Raw genomic sequence first — 19238 nt, forward strand, 5'->3', positions numbered from 1 at the left:
GCAAGACATGACGAACTCAGATTGAGCCGTCACTGAGTCCACAGGACTCAGCTCGGTGCTCAATCTGCGTATTGCCCCGCCGCCTTGATGATCGGACCCCACTTGTTGATCTCGGCCTCGACGAATTTCTTGTGGTCGGCCGTGTTGACGCGAGCGTCGGTCACGATGACGGCGCCCAGCGCTTCCTGGCGCTTGTGGAAGTCGGGGTCCTGCAGCGCGACCTTGAGGGCGGCGTTCACCTTGTCGACCACCGCCTTCGGCGTGCCCTTGGGTGCATAGAGGCCGTGCCAGATGCTGACGTTGAAGCCCTTGAGGCCCGACTCGTCCAGCGTCGGCAGCTTGGCCAGTGCGGGGGCCGTGAGGCGCTTGGTGGTGGTGACGGCGTAGGCCTTGACCTTGCCGGCCTCGATCTGGCCGGTGGTGTTGGTGGTCTGGTCGCACATGATGTCGACTTGGCCGCCAAGCAGGTCATTCATGGCCGGGGCCGTGCCCTTGTAGGGCACGGTCGTCATGTCGTTCTTGAGGGTGGACTGGAACAACAGCCCGCACAGGTGCGAGGCCGAGCCGAGGCCGGCATTGGCCAGGTTGACCTTGCCCTTGTTCGCGTCTAGCCACTTGGCCAGCTCGGCATAGCTGTTGGCCGGCAGCGTGGGGCGGCCGATCAGGGTCATGGGCACTTCGTTGATGAGGCCCAGGTACTCGAAGTCGTCCAGGGTCTTGTACTGCAGGTTGCGGTACAGGCCCGGCGAGGTGGCCATGCCGATGTGGTGCAGCAGCACGGTGTAGCCATCAGGGGCGGCCTTGGCCACCTTGGTGGCACCCAGGGTGCCGCCCGCGCCACCCACGTTCTCGATGATGAGCGTGGCGCCCAGTGGCTTGCGCAGCGCCTCGGCCAGGTCCCGCGCGACCTTGTCGGTCGGGCCGCCGGCCGCAAAGGGCACGACGATGGTGATGGGCTTCTCGGGGTACTCGGCCAGGGCCGAGCCTGCGGTCAAGACAGCGAGGGTGGCGATCAGGGCGTGGCGCATGGCGGTGAGGTCCTAGGTTGGAGCGGTGAACTCCATCCTAGGAGGGCCACAACGCTTGGCGCTGTGGCGACTACTTAGCCGCCACAGCTGCGCCAGAGCTCAATCCAGCCAGTCGCCGTACTGCGCAGCGCTCTTCAGGATGGGGCCCCAACGGACGATCTCGCTTTGCACGAACTTGCGGTGCTCGGCCGGGTTGCTGCGCGCATCGGTCACCACCTCGGCGCCCAACGCGTGCTGGCGCTTCTGGAAGTCGGGCGACTGCATCACCGTCTTGAGCGCGCCATGCAGCTTGTCCAGAACCGCCTTGGGCGTGCCCTTGGGGGCATAGACACCGTTCCAGATCGTGATGTTGAAGCCCTTGAGCCCTGCTTCGTCGAGTGTGGGCAGCTTGGCCAGGGGCCCGCTGAGTCGGCGGTTGGTCGTGACGGCATAGGCCTTGACCTTGCCGCCCTCGATGGGCGCAAGCGTGTTGCTGGTCTGGTCGCACATCAGGTCGACCTTCCCAGCGATCAGGTCGGCCATCGCAGGGCCGGTGCCCTTGTAGACCGCCGTCTGCAAATCGGCCTTTCTCGCCGCCTGGAACAAAAGCCCGCACAGGTGCGAAGCCGAGCCAATGCCCGCATGCGCCAGCTGCACACGATCCGGCCGGGCGTCCAGCCACTTGGCCAGCTCAGGCCAGGTGTTGGCTGGGTGGTTGGGCCGGGCTACCAGGGTCATGGGCACTTCGTTGATCAGGCCCAGGTACTCGAAGTCTTCAAGCGGCTTGAACTTGAGCCCGCGATAGAGCAGCGGCGCCGTGGCCATGCCGATGTGATGCACCAGCAGGGTGTAGCCATCGGCGTTGGCCTTGGCCACCTTGGTGGCGCCGGCCGTGCCGCCCTCCCCCGTCACGTTCTCGACCGTCACCGCGCCGCCCAAGGGGCCACGCAAGGCCTCGGCCAGGTCGCGCGCCACCTTGTCGGTGGGGCCGCCCGCCGCAAAGGGCACCACCAGGGTGATGGGCTTGTCCGGGAACTCGGCCAGCACGGGCCCCGACACCAGGGCGGCCAGCATGGCCCACAGGATTTGACGTTTCACAGCGACTCCAAGCGCGAGAGGTGGACAGACAACGATGCTAGGCAGCGATGCCTCGGGCCACGCACCGGTGCCTGGCCGAATCCGGGAATTTGCCCGGCCGGGCCGTCTCCATAATCACTCGCACCACACAGGCCAGCGCCGCTGGCCGACGGCACTCAAGGCGCACGGCACCCCTAAGCGATGACGACGGACTGGCTCCTCACCCTCGGGCGGCAAGCCTGCCTGGTGGCCCCGGACGGCCGGCGCTGGGCGCTGGACGGCGTGGCCGCCCTGCTGGCCTTGCGCCTGGCCCTGGCGGGCCCGCAGCCGCGCGAGCTGCTGGCCCGCCAGCTCTGGCCGGGCGTGCCAGCCGCGCGGGCGCGCGGCAACCTGCGCCAGCGCCTGCTGCGCCTCAAGAGCCAGGCCGGCCACGCCTGGGTGCTGGGCACCGACACCCTGGCCCTGCAAACGCCCGTGCAGCGCCTCGGCACCGAGCCCCTGCTGCCCGAACTGCAACTGCCCACCGACGACGAACTCGGCCTCTGGCTCGACGACGCCCGCCGGCGCTGGCGGCAGGCCCACGTCGACACCCTGCAGCAGCAACTGCAGGCGGCCGAACAGTCAGGCCGGCTCGACGACGCCCTGCGCCTGGCTGTGGATGCCATCAGCCTGCAACCCGAAGCCGAAGCCCCCCGGCGCGAACTGGCCCGGCTGCACTACCTGGCCCATGACCGCGCCCGTGCGCTGCAGGAGCTCGATGCCCTCGACGCCATGCTGGCCCGTGTTCATGGCGCGGCGCCCAGCAGCGCCACGCTGGCGCTGCGCCAGTTGGTGGCCCAGGCCCCGGCGCGCACTGCAGGGTCAGGCAGCAGCGCCGCCCCTGGCCCGACCACACCGCTGAGCACCGCGCTGCAACGCCCGCCCCGCCTGATCGGCCGGGCAGCGGCCTTGTCCGAGCTGCAGCGGGCGCTGCGGGCCGGCCAGGTCGTGCTCTTGCTGGGCGAGGCCGGCATGGGCAAGTCACGGCTGATGGCCGAGGCCCTGAGCGGCCGGCCCCGGACGCTGATCGCCCGTGCCCATGCCAGTGACGAAGCCGCTCCGCATGCCGCACTGGGCCGCCTGCTGCGCCAACTGCTGGCCGAACGCCCGCGCCTCGCCAGCCCGGCACTCGCGCCACTGCTGCCTGACCTGGCCGGGAGCGCCAGCGCCCCCCACAGCCCGGCCGCGCAGCACCAGGCCTTGGTCCAGCTCTGGTGCGCGAGCGGCGTGCAGACCACCGTGCTGGACGACCTGCACTTTGCCGACACCGCCAGCATCGAGACCCTGCGCATGCTGATGCAGGACGAGGCCCTGACCAGCCACGTCTGGGTGCTGGCCACGCGCCCGGCCGAGATGTCGCCGGCAGCCCACGCCCTGCGCGAGGCCCTCACGGCCGAGCGCCGCTTGCACCCCCTGGCCCTGGCGCCGCTGGACGAAGCCAGCGTGGCCCAGTTGCTGGACAGCCTCGCCCTCAAACCGCCCACACCCGATTGGCCACAGCGCCTGCACCGCCACACCGGCGGCAACCCCTTTTTCCTGCTGGAGGCCTTACGCCATGCCAGCCATGCCAGCCACGAACCCGGACCGCAGGCTGGCCTCGGCCTCACGCCCACGGTAGAAGCCCTGCTGGCCCAGCGCCTGGCCCGGCTCAGCCCCGAGGCCTTGGCCCTGGCCCGCGTGGCCGCCGTGGCTGGCCCGGACTTTGACGCCCCGCTGGCCAGTGCCGTGCTGCAACGCCCGGTACTGGCGCTGGCCGACGCCTGGGCCGCACTGGAGGCCGCCCAGGTGCTGCAGGGCCATGCCTTCACGCACGACCTCATGGCCGCCGCCACACGCCAGGGCCTGGCCGCGCCCATCGCCGCGCAATTGCACGCCGCCGTGGCCCAGCACCTGAGCCAGGCTGGCGCCACCGCACCGGCCCACCTGGCCGCGCACTGGCTGGCCGCCGACCAGCCTGCGCAGGCCCTGCCCTGGCTGGAGCACGCAGCCGACCAAGCCCACCGCCAATGGCGCCCCGTGGAGGAGGCCCGCTTCCTCAGCCAACTGGCCGAGCTGCTGGAGAGCCTGGCGCCCGAGCGTGCACCCGCCGTGCTGCTGCGCCTGGCCCGCGTGCAGGTGGAGGCCCAGGGCTTTGAGGCCGCCACGCTGCCGCTGGAGCGCGCGCTGCACCGCGCGGCCGATGGCCCCGCGCGGCTGGAAGCCCTGCTGCTGCTGGCCGACATCCAGTTCAACCGCCTGATGCCCGATGCCAGCGCACGCACCGCCGAGCAGGCACTCAGCCTGGCCCGTGCGCTGCACGACACCGCGCACACCGCCGAGGCCGTGCTGCGCCGCCACCGCGCGCTGTGCATGGCCGGCCATGCGGCCGAGGGCGAGGTGCTCTGGGCGGCCGAGCAGCACTGGGTGGCCAACACGCCGTTGAGCGCCGAACTCAGCTCCGACCGCGGCTGGGTGCTGGACCGTCTGAGCCGCCCGCGCGAGGCCCGCCCCTGGCACGAGCGCGGCCTGGCGCTGGCCCGTGCACAGGGCCGCCCTGTCGATGAAGCCGTGGTGCTGGGCAATGTGGTGCAAGGCCTGCTGCTGGCCGGCGCGCCCGCCGAGGCCGAGACCGTGCTCGACCGTGCCGAGGCCCTGAGCGCCCGGCACGAAGGCCTGCACGACGCGAGCGACTACCTCGCGTTGCACCGCGCCTTTGCCGCCGCCCAGTTGGGCCACTATGGCCACGCGCTCGATCACATCGAGCGGGCGCTCGGCATCGTCACCCAGCAGTCGGGCGCCGCGCACCAGGCCGTGCTGGCGCACCGCGCCATGCTCTGGGCCCTACTCGGCCAGCGCAGCCGCGCCCTGGCCGACGCCGCCGAGGTGCTGCGCCACCCGGCCCTGCCGCCCTGGGTGGTGGCACGCGCCCACCACGCACTGGCACTGGCCAGCCCCCAGCCCACGCTGGCCGGCTGGCAACGCACCCTGGACGCCCTGAACGACCCTGCCCAGCGCGCGCTGGATGGCCCGCCGCGCCTGCGCTCCTTGCTGCTGGCCGAGCCCGGCCACGAAGCCCAGGCCTGGCGCGACGCCCGCCGGCTGCTGCACGCCGCCGTGGCCCAGCAGCACGCCGGCCTGCGCTGGCTGGCGCACTGGGTGGCCGCTCAGCTCGCGGCCCGCGCCGGGCTGGCGCGCGCCGCACGGCGCCATGTGCGCGTCTGCCTCCAGCGCCCGGCCGGCCAGGTCGCCCTGCTGCTGCCCGACGGGCATTGGTGGCATGGGCTCTGGCAGGTCGGCCTGGCCTTGGGCGACCGCCCCCTCGCCACCACCGCCCTCACCGCCGGGCGCCACTGGGTGCACAGCACGCGCAGCCTGCACGTGCCTGCGCCCTTCCAGCCCAGCTTTTGCGACGCCATCCCCGAGCACCAGGCCTTGCTCGCGGCCGCCCCCTGAACTTGGGGGCCAGCGTCACACCCGGCGTGACGCTGACGTGACGCTGCGCTTCCTAGAGTCGGCTGCATCCGAGTCCGCCGCGCACCTGCGCCGGCGCCGCAGCCCTCCAGGAGACCCTCGACATGAGCTCAGCCGCCCGCCTCAGTCTGCCCTCGCTTGGCCTGTGCGCCTTGCTGGCCAGCGCCACCCTGACAGCCGCAGCCGCCCCGGCGGTTCAAACCACCCTCAGCCTGCGCGCCAACGCGTATCACGACAACCAGCGCTTCGACAGCAGCGGCCAGCCCTTCGTGATGCACGACCTCGCTGCACATGAGTCGACCCTCGACACGCCGGCCGGCTTCTATGCCTCCGAACAGAGCGCCGAGGCCAGCGGCACCGTGACGGCCACCTCGATCAGCCTCTACAGCCGCAGCTACACCTGGGCCCGCAGCTCGGCGCCGCTCTACTCCGCCTTCGCTGACTCAGCCGCGCGCGCCTCGGTCACCACGCCCTTCCTCATCACTGGCGGCGGCACCGCAGGCACCAAGGGCACCCTGGTCGCGCATCTGCAGGTGGACGGCAAGGTGGAAGTCGGGCAGCCCCTCTACGACCCGGTGACCAGTGCCGACGCGCACGGCAAGGCCGAGATGTATTTCTGGGCCACGGGGCTCAATGCCACCGGCTGCACCACTTACGCCGACGCCGGCTGCTGGACCATCAACCGCGATTTCTCCGGCGACCACGTCAACACCAACAACCCCAACCACACCTGGGAGTTGCGCATCCCCTTCACCTTCGGCACCTGGAGCCAGTTCAGTCTTCAGATGTGGGCCACCAGCCTATCCAGGGTGACGGCCAATGGCACCGGGGGTTGGATCGAGCACTACGCGATGACCGACTACGCCCACACCCTGAAGTGGGACGGCATCGTCAGCGTGCTCGGCGCCAACGGCCAGGCGGTGACCGGCTGGAGCGTGGAGTCCGCCCCCGGGGTGGACCTGCTGGCCTCGGCCGTGCCCGAGCCGGGCACCTGGATGCTGTGGGGCGGCGGGCTGCTGGCCGGCGCCTGGATGCGGCGCCGCAGCGCCTCAATCACTCGTCGCGACCCTCAGCCCAGCGCGACACGCGGCGCTTGATCTCGTCCTGCAGCTTGCGCAGCTCGGGCTGGGTGCTGATCTTGTAGCTGTCCCACTCCGGCGTGCGCGCCGCGCGGCGCGCGAGCTTGGCGTGCAGGGCGCCGTCGGCCACGCTTAGCTGCAGCACCGGCTGGCCGCCGAAGGTGAAGCCGTCATTGCGTTCGGCCAGCGTGCGCAAGTCGCGCACCAGGCGCTTGAGGCTCAAGAGCGCGTTGTCGGCGTTGAAGGGCGGAGGGGCAAAGCCAAAGTCGTCGGCCATGGCGCAACCATACCAGCGCGCCACGGGCCGAGCGCCGGGCCGCCCCAAGCCGGCCCAGCTGCGGCTGCTTGCGGCTCAATGCCGCAGGCAGCCTCGTCCCCTCGGGGGCTGAGCCTGGACAGGATCGGTCCAGTGGACCGGTCCAGCCTGGCGAAGAGCTCGCCTGCAAAGGCAAGCGCGGTCTGCAAGACCGACCAGACTCGCCCGCGTACAGCGCGGCGAGCCTGGGCGAGGGGCCTCGGTGTCACTGAGCCAGCTTGAAGCGCGACACCGATTCGGCCAGCCGCTCGGCCTGATCGCGCAGGCTTTCGGCGGCGGCCGCGCTTTGCTCGGCCAGCGCGGCATTGGCCTGGGTGACCTGATCAAGCTGGCTGACGGCGTCTGACACCTGGCCGATGCCATCGGCATGCTCGCGGGCGTTCTCGCCGATGCGTTGCAGCAGCTCGTTCACGCCGCGCACCTCGGCCACGATCAGCTCCATGCTCTTGCCGGCCGAGACCACGAACTGGTTGCCGGCGTCGATGCGTTCGCCCGACTGCTCGATCATGCGGCGGATCTCGCGGGCCGCCTCGCCGCTGCGCTGCGCGAGGGTCCGCACCTCGGACGCCACCACCGCGAAGCCGCGGCCCTGCTCGCCCGCGCGTGCCGCTTCCACGGCGGCATTGAGCGCGAGGATGTTGGTCTGGAAGGCGATGCTGTCGATCAGCGCCACGATGCCGCCGATCTGCTTGCTGGACTCGGAGATCTCGGTCATGGTCTTGACCACCTGGGTCATGACCTCGCCGCCGCGCTCGGCATGGTGGCTGACCTCGGCGGCGCGCTGGCCGGCAGAGACAGCATCTTGCGAGCTGCGCGTGACCAGGCCCTTGAGGTGCTCCATGGCTGAGGCGGTTTCCTCCAGCGTGCTGGCCTGCTGCTCGGTGCGCTGCGAGAGGTCGTGGCTGCCTTGCTGAATCTCGCGCGTGGCCTCGGCCAGGGTGTCCACGCCCACACGCACGTCCTGCACGGCATGCGAGATGTCGACCCGCGCTTGATCCAGGGCCTGGGCGATGACGCCAAATTCGTCATGGCTCGCCACGGTGGCCTGGGCGCGGAAATCGCCGTCGGCCAAGGCCTGCGAGGTCTGCACGGCCTCACGCGCGCTGCGCCGCACCGACCGCGCCAGCGACACGATCAAGCCCAGCATCAAGGCCAGCGCCAGGCTGCTGAGGCCCAGCACGAACTGAACATTGCGCAGCGCCCGCGTCGCGGCCGCCTGGGTGCGCTCCTCCAGCACCGCGAAGCTGGCCTTGGACACCTCCTGCTGCGCCGCAATCACCTGCGTCATCGCGGTGAAGAAATCGGCGCCGCGGCTGTTGGGCAGCGCGGCCTGCAGCAATTGCGAGTCCACCAGGCTCACCCCCTCGCGGAAGGCGGCCTCGGCCTTCTCCAGCGGGGCCGCCAGGGCGGACTTCAACTCCGGATTCAGCGCCGCCGCCCTTCGCAAGGCCGCGCGCGCCGAGACCGCGCTGCGCTTGGCCGTGTCCAGGGTCGAGGCCACATAGGCTTGGTCTTGCGAATCAAAGCTCGTCTTGCCCAGCATGCCAGCGCCAAAGCCCCGCACGCGGCCCAAGGTCTCGCTGATCCAGGGCTGCTGCACCAGCGCCGCCTCGATCAAGGCATGCGACACCGGATCGTCATCCAGGATCAGGCTCTCGGACGACAGCAGCTCCTCCACCAGCGCCAGCTGCTGCTCGATCAGCGCGCTATGGCGCCCAAAGCTGTCGCGCGCCGCAAAGGCCTTGCTACCCACGCCCTCGGCGACGGCCTTCCACTCGGTCCGCAACGCCTCTACCAAGGCACCCGCCTTGTCGCTGCTGGCGCCCTTCCCGACCTTCTCGGCCATCTGGGCCAGCGATTGATCCACCTCGGCGCGCTTGGAACTGAGCTTGTCGGCCAGCGCCGCATTGCCGCCCAGGAAGGTGTTGGACATGCCGCGGTGCTCGGCCGTCAGGCGCGCCGCCGTCAGCACGGCGGACACCATGGGCAGGCCTCGCTGCTCCCGCTCGGCCTTGTTCCGATCCATCCACTGCTGCCGCACCTGGGTGGCCATCAAGCCCACCACCAGCACCGAGGCCAACACCCCCAACGCGACGATGCGTTGCACCACAGAAAGCCGAGACAGCAGATTCATCGATCCCACTCCAAGTCGCGCCGCCCGGACCCCGATTCACCGCATCATTGCGGCGTCGGCCTCCCCTGGGCTCGAGCCAATCAACGCCAAGCCTGACTGCACCATCGAGCGCAGAAAGTACTTGTTCCTGGCGTGATTTTCAGGAGCGTTGTCAAGCGCCTTCCTGGCCCAGATCAAGCGGACCGCGATTTGCTCCTGGCCCGTGACAAGCTGCACGCGCCGGCTGTGGGCCCGACGCTAACGCTGCGGGCTTTGCACCTTGACAGGGCAGCACGCACCGCGCCATGCACCAGCGAGGCGCTGGAGCGGCATCTCGCCGTAGGGGTATTCAGCCGCTTAGAAGGGATTCAGCGACTTCTCGGCCCGGTAGTGGACATAGCCCATGTTCACGCCTGAGCGCAGACCCACACCGAGCCGGATGGGCGCGAGGGTGATGCCGTCAACGCGCTGGTAGTTGATGCCGGCGCCGCCCACGTAATAGAAGCTGCCCTCCACCGCCGGGAAGCGGCGGAACAGCGCCTGCGCCTGCGGCAGCTTGTAGACCAGGGTGAAAACCTTGGCGGCATTGCCACCGACGTCGAAGCCGATCGACGGGCCGGCCCAATAGACCTTGCGCCGCGTGCCGGCCTTCATGACCAGGGTGCCATCGCCATAGCGCAGGCCCACGGTCAGTGCGCCGCTGGCCTCCTCGCCCTGGATGTAGGCATTGGGGCGGCCTTGCTCCTTGAAGGCTTTCTCGATCACCTTGCCCAGGCCCTCGGCCGTGTTGCCGAAGAAGGCCACGGCGGCCTTGAAGATGGAGTCCTCGTCGAACTCCTTGGCATCGTCGGCGGCGTGGGCGGCCAGCGGGAGTGCCAGCGGGAGGGTAGGCAGGCTGGCAAGCAGGCCAAGGGCATGGCGGCGGTCAGGCATGGCGGCATCCTCAAGGTGGGGTGGGGTCAGCATACCTTCGTGAACCAAGTCTCGAATGCCCGCCCCGCAGGCCGTGGCCTGGGGTATCACCACCCTAGACTCCAGCCCCACTGTCATGAATCCACACGACCTCACCCGCCTCAGCGTGGCGCTGGAATATGTCGATCTCGGCGCCGGGCTTTACCTGGGTGGCGGGTCGGACTACGCGGCGCGCCTGCTGGCCGCTGCGGCCGAGCAGCTGCTGGGCGACCTGGTCAAGCTGGTGGAAGGCCCGCAGGCCGTGGAGAACGCGCAGGAGCTGCTGGAGCGCGTGGCCCGCGCCTACCAGGCCAAGGCGCGCAGCCCGCGTGCCGCCGCCCCCCGGGGCATGGACACCCAGGGCCGCCCCGACGCGCTGCGCGCCGAGACCGAGGCCTACTTGCGCGCCTGCTGGTTCATGCTTGAGGCCATGGGCCTGTCCAGCCTCGCGCCGTCGGCGCTGTCCGAGGCGGTCGAGACCACCACCGTCTTCAGCAGCCAGGTCGAGCCCTTTTGCTAGGCTGGCGCCTCGCCGCCCCAGGAGCCCCCATGAGCAACACCGAACGCCGCCAATTCGCCCGCGTGCATTTCGCCTCTGGCGCCGAGCTGATCACGACCCAGGAGCACCTGGCCTGCCAGGTGGTGGACATCTCGCTCAAGGGCGTGCTGCTGCAACTGCCCGAGGGGCGCACCCCCACGGTGGGCATGCCCTGCCTGGTCAAGCTGCCGCTGTCCACTTCGGACGTGACCATTGCCATGGCCGGCGAGCTGGCCCATGTGCATGGCGGCCAGGCTGGCGTGCTGTGCCGCTCCATCGACCTGGAAAGCATCACCCACCTGCGCCGGCTGATCGAGGTCAACCTCGGGGACAGCGCGGCGTCGGAACGTGAACTCAAGGCGCTGATCGCGGCACACGCGGCGGGCTGACCCTGTCACCCGCATGACGCAGCCTGCGCTGCGCCATGCCCACAATCGGCGGCTCATCTGACCCGGACGCCGCCATGCCCAGCCACTACCGCATCTGCCCGCTGTGCGAAGCCTGCTGTGGCCTTGAGCTGAAGACCGACGGCGAGCGCGTCATCAGCATTCGCGGCGCCGAGCACGACGTCTTCAGCCACGGCTACCTCTGCCCCAAGGCCGTGGCGCTGAAGGACCTGCACCAGGACCCTGACCGGCTGCGCACGCCGCTGATCCGACGTGATGGCCAACTCGTGCCGGCCAGCTGGGACGAGGCCTTTGCCGAGATTGAGGCCCGGCTGCTGCCGCTGCGGCAAGCCCACGGCCCGGACGCCGTCGCCATCACGCTGGGCAACCCCGTGGTCCACAAGGCCGGCTTGATGCTCTACGGGCCGCGCCTCGTCAAGGCGCTGGGCACGCGCAATGTGTTCTCGGCCTCCACGCTCGACCAGATGCCCAAGCAGCTGGCCAGTGGCCTGATGTTCGGCCACTGGATGAGCGTGGCCGTGCCCGACATCGAGCGCTGCGAGCTGCTGGTCATCCTGGGCGCCAACCCCATGGTGTCCAACGGCAGCATGTGGACCGTGCCCGACTACCGGGGCAAGGCCAAAGCCCTGCGCGCACGCGGCGGCCGCATCGTCGTCATCGACCCACGCCGCACCGAGACGGCCGAGGCCGCCGACGAGCACCTCGCCATCCGCCCGGGCGGCGACGTCTACCTGCTGCTCGGCATCGCCCACACGCTGTTTACCGAGGGCCTGGTGCAACCCGGCCGCCTGAGTGAGCACCTGCAAGGCCTGGACGCCGCCCGCGAGGCCATCGCCCCCTGGCCGCCCGAGCGCACCGCCGCCGGCTGCGGCATAGCCGCCGCCACCCAGCGCCGCCTGGCCCGCGAGCTGGCCGCCAGCCCGCGCGCGGCGCTCTATGGCCGCATCGGCACCTGCACCCAGCGCTGGGGCACGGTCAACAGCTGGCTGATCGACCTCATCAATGTGCTCACCGGCCAGCTCGACCGCGAGGGCGGGATGATGTTCCCCAAGGCCGCCGCCTTTGCCGCCAACACCCAGGGCCACCCAGGCCAGGGCCGGGGCGTGCAGACCGGCCGGCGCGTGAGCCGCGTCTCGGGCGCGCCCGAGGTGATGGGCGAGCTGCCGATGACCTGCCTGGCCGAGGAGATCACGACGCCCGGCCCGGGCCAGGTGCGCGCCCTCATCACCGTGGCCAGCAACCCCGTGCTCTCGGCCCCGGGCAGCGCGCAGCTCGACGCGGCGCTGGCCGGGCTCGACTTCATGCTCAGCCTCGACATCTACGTCAACGAGACCACGCGCCATGCCGACGTGATCCTGCCCGGGCTCTCGCCGCTGGAGGACCTGCACTTCGACCCCGCCTTTGCCCAGCTCAGCCACCGCAACCACGCGCGCGTCTCCGGGCCGGTGTTTGAGCCCACCCAGCCGCCCGAGTGGCAGACCCTGCTGCGCCTCGTCGCCCTGCTGGAAGGCCGTGGCCTGGAGGCGGACATAGGCCTGCTCGACGACGAGCTGCTGGCCGCCGACCTGCAGCGCAGCGCCGGCCCGCAAGCGGCCGCGCTGATGCAAGCCCTGCAGCCGCTGCGCGGGCCCGAGCGGCTGATCGACCTGCAACTGCGCACCGGGCCCTACGAGGGTCTCACCCTCGCCAAGGTCCAGGCCCAATCCACGCTTGAACAAGGCGGCATCGACCTCGGCCCGCTGCAGCCCCGCATCCCCGAGCTGCTGCGCACCGAGAGCGGCAATATCGAGCTCGCGCCCCCAGCCATCGTGGCTGACCTGGCCCGGCTTGAAGCGCCCACGCCCGCCCCGCCCTTCAGCCTGATCGGCCGACGCGACGTCCGCTCCAGCAACAGCTGGCTGCACAACCTGCCCGTGCTGGCCAAGGGGCCGGAGCGCTGCACGCTGCACATCCACCCCGAGGACGCCGCCGCGCTGGGCCTGGGCGACTACGCCGAGCTGGCATCGGCCACCGGCCGCGTGACGGCACGCATCGAGCGCGCTGACCAGATGGCACGCGGCGTGGTGAGCCTGCCCCACGGCTGGGGCCACCACCTGGCCGGCAGCCAGCTCGCCGTGGCGGCCGAGCGGCCCGGCGCCAATCTCAATGCAGTGCTGAGCACCGATGCGCGCGACCCGCTGTCGGGCAATGCGGTGCTGTCGGGCATCGAGGTCAGCTTGCGAGCCGTGCCTCCACCCAGTCCGTGAAGGCGCGCAGCCGCGCGCTCGGGTGGCGCTGCGACGGGAACACCCAGTAGAGCGGCAGTGGCGCCAGGCCCCAGCCTTCCAGCACCGGCACCAGCTCGCCGCGCGCCTGGGGTGCGGCAGCCATGTAGTCGGTCAGCCACAGCACGCCCAGGCCCGCCAGGCCGGCGGCCAGGTAGGCATTGCCGTCGTCCAGGGTCAGGGCTGGGTGGGGCGTCAGCTCAAGGCGCTCGTCGGCCTTGAACAGGGCCAGTGGCTGCGGCCTTTGCACCAGGCTGCGTCGGTAGGCCACCACGCGGTGGGCCGGCCCTGCCAGCTCGCGCGGGTGGGTGGGCCGACCGGCGCCGGCCAGGTAGCGCGGGGCGGCATAGGCCTTGAACTGCAGCTCACCTACGCGGCGTGCGGTCAGCGATGAATCCTCCAGCACACCGGCGCGCAGCACGGCGTCGACGTTGTCGGCAATCACGTCCACCCGCCGGTCGCTGGCCCCCAGCTCCAGCTCGATGCCGGGATAGCGCGCCAGGAAGTCGGGCAACGCAGGCACCACCAACAGGGCCGCCACAGGGCTGGGCAGCTCCACACGCAGCCGCCCCCGGGGCGCCGACGCCGCGCCACGCACGCTGGTGTCCGCCTCGGCCCAATCGGCCAGCAGGCGCAGCACCTTGTCGTAGTACAGCGCGCCCTCGTCGGTCGCCTGCACGCGGCGTGTGCTGCGGTGCAGGAGCTTGACCCCCAGCTCAGCCTCCAGCCGCTGCACGCACTGACTGACCGCCGTCTTGCTCAGGTCCAGCAGCTGCGCGGCGCGCGTGAAGCTGCCGGTTTCCACCACGTTGACGAAAGCCCGCAGGCGGTCGAGTCGGTCCATGATTGTTTGCGCTGGATGAACAGACATTGTCGACAGCTCATCTTTGTCATCTCCAAGCGCACAACTAGAGTCCCTCAGCCAACGAAGGAGACCCTCATGCGCGACACCGTGTCACCCGCCACCCGGCACCTGCTCTACGAGCGCAACCGCTACTCGCCCGCTGTGCGCGCGAATGGCTTTTTGTTCGTCTCGGGCCAGGTCGGCAGCCGGCCGGACGGCAGCCCGGTCGCCGACCTCACGGCCCAGGTGCACCAGGCCTTTGACAACCTGGACGAGATCCTGGCTGCCGCGGGGTGCAGCTTTGACGACGTGGTGGACGCCACGGTCTTCATGGTCGACCCCGAGCGGAACTTCGAGCTCATCTGGCCGGTGTTCTCCGAGCGCTGGGGGGCAGCGCCGCATCCCACCCTGACCGGCGTGGGTGTCTCCTGGCTCTACGGCTACCAGTTCGAGATCAAGGTCATTGCCCAACTGCCGCTGGCACCAGCCGCGATACAGGCAGTTGCACACCCATCTGCCTGAAGTACCTGGCGCTGCGGCGGAAGTCACGCCCAGCCCCCCTGGGCCGCCTCGCCAAAGCGCAGGCGGCCTCCTAGACTTGGACTCATTGATGAGGGCAAACCCGGCGAAAGCCGGGGACGCAAAGCCACCGGCCTACACGTGATTCACGCAGGGCAGCGGGGTTGCCGGACCGGGGCGTTGACCGCCCTGGGACGCGGGCCAGGCCCTCGCACGTTCTCTTTCGAGTATTCAGCGAGGCCACCGCCATGCCCCAAGCTCCCCGCCTTCACCATCTCGGCCTTGCCCTGAGCCTTGCCCTGCTCGGCGGCTTGACGGCCTGCGGCGGCGGGCTCTCGGGCGCCGGTGGCGAAGCCAGCCCTGGCGTGTCGCCCCAGGCGGCCGTGGTGAGCCTCAACGTCGAGGTGCCGGGCGAGCCCCTGGAGGCCCTGCCCGCGCTGGACGCCGTGGAGGCCCGCCCGAGCTTCCATGCTGCGCCGGTGCTGCTTGATGACCCCCAGGCTGACGCCGACGCACCGGCCCAGACACGCCTGACCGCCGCCCAGGCCGCCCAGCCCACGCGCCAGCGCTCGGCCGACAGCCTCCGGGACGGCCTGCGCGCCCGGGCGCTGGCGGGCACCGAGGCCCAGCCCATGGCCAGCAGCGGCACGGTGGTGACCTACACGCCGGCCCAGATCCGCGCCGCCTACAAGCTGCCCAGCATCGCCAGCGCCACCAAGGCGCAGCTCGGCGCTGGCCAGACCATCTACATCGTCAACGCCAAACACGACCCCAACATCGTGGCCGAGCTGGCCGCGTTCAACAGCAAGTTCAGCCTGCCCAGCTGCAGCAACCGCACGCTCACCGCCACCACGGCCCTGCCGCTCGCGGCGGCCAGCAGCAGCACCTGCGAGCTGGTCATCGCCTACAGCACCAGCGCTGCCGCGCTCAGCAGCACGGCGCCCGCCTATGACTCGGGCTGGGCGACCGAGATTGCGCTGGATGTGCAGTGGGCCCACGCCATTGCGCCGCTGGCGCGCCTGGTGTTGATCGAAGCGCCGGATGCTGGCGTCAGCAACCTCTCGGGCGCCATTCGCCTGGCCACGCGCATGGGGCCGGGCGTGGTGTCGATGAGCTTTGGCGCGAATGAAGGCAGCTGGGTCAGCAGCGTGGAGAGCAGCTTTGCCACCTCGGGCATGAGCTACCTGGCCGCCACGGGCGACAACGGGGCCGGCGTCTCGTGGCCGGCGGTGTCGAGCCGCGTGGTGGCCGTGGGCGGCACCAGCCTCACCTGGACCGGCAGCGGCACGCGCAGCGAGACCACCTGGGCCAGCACGGGCGGCGGCATCAGCGGCTATGTGGCGCAGCCCAGCTACCAGACTGGCACAACGAGTGGCACCGCCAGCGCGCCTAAGCGCGCGGTGGCCGACGTGGCCTTCAACGCCAACCCCTACACCGGCCAGTACGTGGCCACCATGGCGTCTGGTAGCACAACCGTCAGCTGGATCAGCGCCGGCGGCACCAGCCTGTCCACGCCGCAATGGGCGGGCCTGCTGGCCGTGGCCAATGCGCTGCGTGCCCAGGGCGGCAAGGCGCTGCTCGGCCTGCCCCACAGCGCGCTCTACGGCAGCGTCGCCAAGACGGCCGGCAACCTGCTCGACATCACCTCCGGCAGCAATGGCAGCTGCGGCACCTGCGCCGCCGCTGCGGGCTACGACACGCCCACCGGCCTGGGCACGCCACAAGGCAGTGCCGTGCTCACGGCCCTGAGCGGCGCCACCGTCACGGCCAGCACCACCACGCCCGTGGTCAGCAGCCTGAGCGTGAGCAGCACGCCGCTGAGTGGCAAGGCGGGCAGCGCGCTGGCCGCCACCATCGGCCTGGACCTGGCCGGCGCCACCAGCGCCCAGATCAACATCAGCGGTGCGCCCCAGGGCATGGGCTTCAGCGCCAGCGCCAACGGCATCAGCGTCAGCTGGCCCAGCCCGGTGGCCGGCAGCTACACGCTGCAGGTGAGCCTCAGCGACAACCTCGGCCGCACGGCCCAGGCGGCCGTGGCGGTCAGCATCGCCAAGTAGGCACGCCCCAAGCCAATAGCGGCCCCGCGGGATCGCACGGTCCGCGCCGTTGTGGGCGGCCGCGCGCGGGTGCGGTGATCAGCCGCGCAGCTTGAACAAGGCCACGGCCTGGACCAACTGCTTGGCCTGCTGGCTGAGGCTCTCGGCGGCGGCGGCGCTTTGCTCGACCAGGGCCGCGTTCTGCTGCGTGGCCTGGTCCATCTGGCCAATTGCCTGCCCGACCTGGGCCACGTCGCCGTTCTGCTCTTCGCTGGCGGCACTGATCTCGGAGACGATGTCCGTCACGCGGCGGATCGATTGCACGATCTCGGTCATGGTGCTGCCGGCCCGGTCCGCCTGGGCGGTGCCGCGCTCCACCTGCTCGACGCTGTGGGTGATGAGCTGCTTGATCTCCTTGGCGGCGTCGGCACTGCGCTGAGCCAGGCTGCGCACCTCAGAGGCCACCACCGCAAAGCCGCGCCCTTGCTCACCCGCACGGGCGGCCTCGACGGCCGCATTCAAGGCCAGGATGTTGGTCTGGAAGGCAATGCTGTCGATGACGCCAATGATGTCGGAGATGCGGCGCGAGCTGTCATTGATGCCGCGCATGGTGCTGACAACCTCGGTCACCACCTCACCGCCCTGCTCGGCCACCTGGCTGGCACTGCGCGCCAGTTGGTTGGCCTGGGTGGCGCTGGACGTGTTCTGGCGCACGACATCGCCCAGGCGGTCCATGGCGCCGGCCGTTTCCTGCAGGGCGCTGGCCTGGTTCTCGGTGCGGTGGCTGAGGTCCTGATTGCCCTCGGCAATTTCGGAGCTGGCCGTGGCCACGCTGTCGGCGTTGCTGCGCACGGTGCCCACCACATCACTCAGCGCTGACTGCATGGCCTGCATGGCGATGAAGAGGTCGGTGAGCTCGTCGCGGCCACGCGGGCTGATGTCCTGGCGCAGGTCGCCCGCCGCAATGCCTTGGGCAATATGCATAGCTTGGCGCGCAGGGCCAACGATGGTGCGCGTGATGGCCAGGCCCAGGAAGACCGCCACCCCGGCCGCCAGCACCGCCACCGTGGCCAGCACACTGCGGCTGTAGGTGTAGGTGGTGCCTGCGGCCGCTTCTGCGGCGCTCAGCAGGGCTTCCTCCTCGTCACGCAACGCGGCCAAGGCGGCCAGATAGCTGGCACTGGCCTCGCGCGTGGCTTTGTCGTTGAAGGCTTGGCGCGCCGCATCCATGTCGCCGGAGCGGACCACGCTGAGCAGCTTCTCCACCGCTTGGGCAAAGTCCTGCTCCTTGGCCTTGACGCGGTCATAGGCCGCCTGCGAGGAGCTGCCCTCCACGGCCTTGGCCAAGCCTTGGTGCATCTTGCCCGCCTCGGCGCGCAAGGTCTCCACGCGCTTGGCGCTCTTGTCGATGTCGCCGACGCTGTCGGTCGTGATGGCCACGCTGACGGCGTTCAGCATGGCCTGGGCCCCGGCGTCGAGCTCACTGGCCAGCTGTGCGGCCCGGGCCTCGCCGTGCATCAGGCCGGAGACGCGCTCGTTGAACGCGCCCAAACGGTTCCAGCCCACCGCCACGGCCAGCAGCAGCAGCGCCAGCATCAAACCAAATCCCAGCAGCAGCCGTCGGCCGATGCTGAACCCTCGCAATGCATCCATAAAGTCCTCAGTGTGCAGATGGGCGCCCCGCCGCCGGTGCGCCACGTCCCAGTCGATCAGTGCGCCTTGGCTTCCTTGGCAAAGGCCTCGATCACGGCCTTGGCCGCAGGCTTGGGCTCGCCCAGGGTCACCAGGGCCAGTGGGCGCTCGATGCGCTTGGTCTGGACGACCTTGTCCTTGCCTTCTTCGACGAAGCCCTTGCCCACGCCCGCCAGGCCGGCTTCATCGGTACTGACCACCTCTGCGGCGCGCTTGACCGAGGTTTGCGGCTTCACGTCCGGGCCGTACTCGGCCCCGCCCAGCACCAGCTTCTTGATCATGGCGCGGGTGCCGCCGGTGGTGGAGTCGCTGTAGACGACGATGGGCAGGTCCTTGCCGCCCACCTCTTTCCAGTTCTTGATCTTGCCCAGGTGCATGTCGCGGATCTGCTCCCAGCTGAGCTTGCCAACCGGGTTGTTCGGGTGGACGACGAAGACGATCTCGTCCTTGCGCAGCTCGAAGAACTTGACCTTGCTGGCATCGATCTTCTTGCCCGCCACGGCGGCCGCGTCAGCGGCGATGTCCATGGGCTCAGACACCATGGCGATGTCGCTGTCGCCATTGAACAGATCGACCAAGCCCTTGCCGGTGCCAGAGCCAATGATCTGCAGCGTGTGGCCGGTGCCCTTCTCGACGGCGGCCTTGGCGGGCGCCACCACGACATTGAGGACGGTGGACGCCCCGGTGATCTTCAACACATCGGCCTGTGCGCCAGATGCCATGGCCAGGAGAGCTGCCGCGCAGGCAATTGAAAACTTGTTCATCAGGGACTACCTCCAACAAAGATTTGGGAACCCGGAGGGGCTCAACCCGGCATGCTGGGGGCCACGGCTTGGCGGCGCAAGCCTTGTCACGCGGCGGGCCACGGCTTCGTGCGGAATGTCTCAGCACCCGAATGGCCGTGTC

Annotated in this window: 15 protein-coding genes and 1 riboswitch; of the genes, 7 read left to right on the forward strand and 8 right to left on the reverse strand. The window is 70.3% G+C overall.

Features of this window, described 5'->3' with window-relative positions:
* Positions 1 to 59: 59 nt before the first annotated feature.
* Both ABDJ85_RS09775 and ABDJ85_RS09780 read right to left on the reverse strand, forming a co-directional pair.
* The gene (locus ABDJ85_RS09775) at positions 60 to 1028 is read right to left on the reverse strand and encodes a tripartite tricarboxylate transporter substrate-binding protein (protein WP_347704568.1); all 969 of its coding nucleotides are present in this window, start codon (positions 1026 to 1028) and stop codon (positions 60 to 62) included.
* 99 nt (positions 1029 to 1127) lie between these two features.
* The gene (locus ABDJ85_RS09780) at positions 1128 to 2081 is read right to left on the reverse strand and encodes a tripartite tricarboxylate transporter substrate-binding protein (protein ID WP_347704883.1); all 954 of its coding nucleotides are present in this window, start codon (positions 2079 to 2081) and stop codon (positions 1128 to 1130) included.
* A gap of 204 nt (positions 2082 to 2285) precedes the next feature.
* Between ABDJ85_RS09780 and ABDJ85_RS09785 the strand changes: the two genes are divergently transcribed.
* Entirely contained in the window at positions 2286 to 5555 is a 3270-nt protein-coding gene (locus tag ABDJ85_RS09785; RefSeq protein WP_347704569.1) for an ATP-binding protein, read from the forward strand.
* 122 nt (positions 5556 to 5677) lie between these two features.
* On the forward strand, positions 5678 to 6670 hold the full coding sequence (locus ABDJ85_RS09790) for a PEP-CTERM sorting domain-containing protein (protein WP_347704570.1): 993 nt from the start codon (positions 5678 to 5680) through the stop codon (positions 6668 to 6670).
* Here ABDJ85_RS09790 and ABDJ85_RS09795 read toward each other — a convergent pair.
* The 3 genes from ABDJ85_RS09795 to ABDJ85_RS09805 all read right to left on the reverse strand — a co-directional run bounded on the left by ABDJ85_RS09795 (position 6627) and on the right by ABDJ85_RS09805 (position 10014).
* Entirely contained in the window at positions 6627 to 6929 is a 303-nt protein-coding gene (locus tag ABDJ85_RS09795; RefSeq protein ID WP_347704571.1) for a hypothetical protein, read from the reverse strand. The two genes, ABDJ85_RS09790 and ABDJ85_RS09795, sit on opposite strands and share 44 nt — an antisense overlap.
* Positions 6930 to 7173: 244 nt before the next feature.
* Positions 7174 to 9102 carry a methyl-accepting chemotaxis protein gene (locus tag ABDJ85_RS09800; protein ID WP_347704572.1) on the reverse strand — a complete coding sequence of 643 codons (1929 nt, stop codon included), beginning with the start codon at positions 9100 to 9102 and terminating at the stop codon, positions 7174 to 7176.
* A 336-nt stretch (positions 9103 to 9438) separates the two neighbouring features.
* The gene (locus tag ABDJ85_RS09805; protein WP_347704573.1) at positions 9439 to 10014 is read right to left on the reverse strand and encodes a DUF1134 domain-containing protein; all 576 of its coding nucleotides are present in this window, start codon (positions 10012 to 10014) and stop codon (positions 9439 to 9441) included.
* A 115-nt stretch (positions 10015 to 10129) separates the two neighbouring features.
* Here ABDJ85_RS09805 and ABDJ85_RS09810 point away from each other — a divergent pair, with 115 nt between their 5' ends.
* The 3 genes from ABDJ85_RS09810 (at position 10130) to ABDJ85_RS09820 (ending at position 13223) form a co-directional block, all read left to right on the forward strand.
* Positions 10130 to 10552 (forward strand): hypothetical protein, encoded by a 423-nt coding sequence (locus ABDJ85_RS09810; RefSeq protein ID WP_347704574.1) that lies wholly within the window; start codon positions 10130 to 10132, stop codon positions 10550 to 10552.
* Between the two features lie 29 nt (positions 10553 to 10581).
* On the forward strand, positions 10582 to 10959 hold the full coding sequence (locus tag ABDJ85_RS09815; protein ID WP_347704575.1) for a PilZ domain-containing protein: 378 nt from the start codon (positions 10582 to 10584) through the stop codon (positions 10957 to 10959).
* A gap of 74 nt (positions 10960 to 11033) precedes the next feature.
* Positions 11034 to 13223 carry a molybdopterin-dependent oxidoreductase gene (locus tag ABDJ85_RS09820; RefSeq protein ID WP_347704576.1) on the forward strand — a complete coding sequence of 730 codons (2190 nt, stop codon included), beginning with the start codon at positions 11034 to 11036 and terminating at the stop codon, positions 13221 to 13223.
* Here the strand turns inward: ABDJ85_RS09820 and ABDJ85_RS09825 are convergent.
* Positions 13189 to 14085 (reverse strand): LysR family transcriptional regulator, encoded by an 897-nt coding sequence (locus ABDJ85_RS09825; RefSeq protein WP_347704577.1) that lies wholly within the window; start codon positions 14083 to 14085, stop codon positions 13189 to 13191. The genes ABDJ85_RS09820 and ABDJ85_RS09825 overlap by 35 nt on opposite strands.
* Positions 14086 to 14181: 96 nt before the next feature.
* On the opposite strand from ABDJ85_RS09825, the gene ABDJ85_RS09830 reads away from it, so the two are divergent.
* Together ABDJ85_RS09830 and ABDJ85_RS09835 are read left to right on the forward strand one after the other, a co-directional pair.
* Positions 14182 to 14607: a RidA family protein gene (locus ABDJ85_RS09830; protein ID WP_347704578.1), complete on the forward strand. Its 426-nt coding sequence runs from the start codon at positions 14182 to 14184 to the stop codon at positions 14605 to 14607.
* A gap of 83 nt (positions 14608 to 14690) precedes the next feature.
* Positions 14691 to 14776, forward strand: a riboswitch (cyclic di-GMP riboswitch).
* A 76-nt stretch (positions 14777 to 14852) separates the two neighbouring features.
* On the forward strand, positions 14853 to 16661 hold the full coding sequence (locus ABDJ85_RS09835; RefSeq protein ID WP_347704579.1) for a S53 family peptidase: 1809 nt from the start codon (positions 14853 to 14855) through the stop codon (positions 16659 to 16661).
* 78 nt (positions 16662 to 16739) lie between these two features.
* On the opposite strand, the gene ABDJ85_RS09840 is transcribed toward ABDJ85_RS09835, so the two are convergent.
* Together ABDJ85_RS09840 and ABDJ85_RS09845 are read right to left on the reverse strand one after the other, a co-directional pair.
* On the reverse strand, positions 16740 to 18293 hold the full coding sequence (locus tag ABDJ85_RS09840) for a methyl-accepting chemotaxis protein (RefSeq protein ID WP_347704580.1): 1554 nt from the start codon (positions 18291 to 18293) through the stop codon (positions 16740 to 16742).
* Between the two features lie 56 nt (positions 18294 to 18349).
* The gene (locus ABDJ85_RS09845; protein ID WP_347704581.1) at positions 18350 to 19096 is read right to left on the reverse strand and encodes a substrate-binding domain-containing protein; all 747 of its coding nucleotides are present in this window, start codon (positions 19094 to 19096) and stop codon (positions 18350 to 18352) included.
* Between the last annotated feature and the right edge of the window lie 142 nt (positions 19097 to 19238).

It is taken from the genome of Roseateles paludis, from assembly GCF_039872745.1.
Classification (GTDB): domain Bacteria; phylum Pseudomonadota; class Gammaproteobacteria; order Burkholderiales; family Burkholderiaceae_C; genus Pelomonas; species Pelomonas paludis.

Coding starts and splice junctions, on each gene's coding strand:
- ABDJ85_RS09800 (WP_347704572.1), bottom strand. CDS start 9,102: ATGAATCTGCTGTCTCGGCTTTCTGTGGTGCAACGCATCGTCGCGTTG.
- ABDJ85_RS09835 (WP_347704579.1), top strand. CDS start 14,853: ATGCCCCAAGCTCCCCGCCTTCACCATCTCGGCCTTGCCCTGAGCCTT.
- ABDJ85_RS09775 (WP_347704568.1), bottom strand. CDS start 1,028: ATGCGCCACGCCCTGATCGCCACCCTCGCTGTCTTGACCGCAGGCTCG.
- ABDJ85_RS09780 (WP_347704883.1), bottom strand. CDS start 2,081: ATGCTGGCCGCCCTGGTGTCGGGGCCCGTGCTGGCCGAGTTCCCGGAC.
- ABDJ85_RS09840 (WP_347704580.1), bottom strand. CDS start 18,293: ATGGATGCATTGCGAGGGTTCAGCATCGGCCGACGGCTGCTGCTGGGA.
- ABDJ85_RS09845 (WP_347704581.1), bottom strand. CDS start 19,096: ATGAACAAGTTTTCAATTGCCTGCGCGGCAGCTCTCCTGGCCATGGCA.
- ABDJ85_RS09815 (WP_347704575.1), top strand. CDS start 10,582: ATGAGCAACACCGAACGCCGCCAATTCGCCCGCGTGCATTTCGCCTCT.
- ABDJ85_RS09790 (WP_347704570.1), top strand. CDS start 5,678: ATGAGCTCAGCCGCCCGCCTCAGTCTGCCCTCGCTTGGCCTGTGCGCC.
- ABDJ85_RS09830 (WP_347704578.1), top strand. CDS start 14,182: ATGCGCGACACCGTGTCACCCGCCACCCGGCACCTGCTCTACGAGCGC.
- ABDJ85_RS09820 (WP_347704576.1), top strand. CDS start 11,034: ATGCCCAGCCACTACCGCATCTGCCCGCTGTGCGAAGCCTGCTGTGGC.
- ABDJ85_RS09805 (WP_347704573.1), bottom strand. CDS start 10,014: ATGCCTGACCGCCGCCATGCCCTTGGCCTGCTTGCCAGCCTGCCTACC.
- ABDJ85_RS09795 (WP_347704571.1), bottom strand. CDS start 6,929: ATGGCCGACGACTTTGGCTTTGCCCCTCCGCCCTTCAACGCCGACAAC.
- ABDJ85_RS09785 (WP_347704569.1), top strand. CDS start 2,286: ATGACGACGGACTGGCTCCTCACCCTCGGGCGGCAAGCCTGCCTGGTG.
- ABDJ85_RS09810 (WP_347704574.1), top strand. CDS start 10,130: ATGAATCCACACGACCTCACCCGCCTCAGCGTGGCGCTGGAATATGTC.
- ABDJ85_RS09825 (WP_347704577.1), bottom strand. CDS start 14,085: ATGGACCGACTCGACCGCCTGCGGGCTTTCGTCAACGTGGTGGAAACC.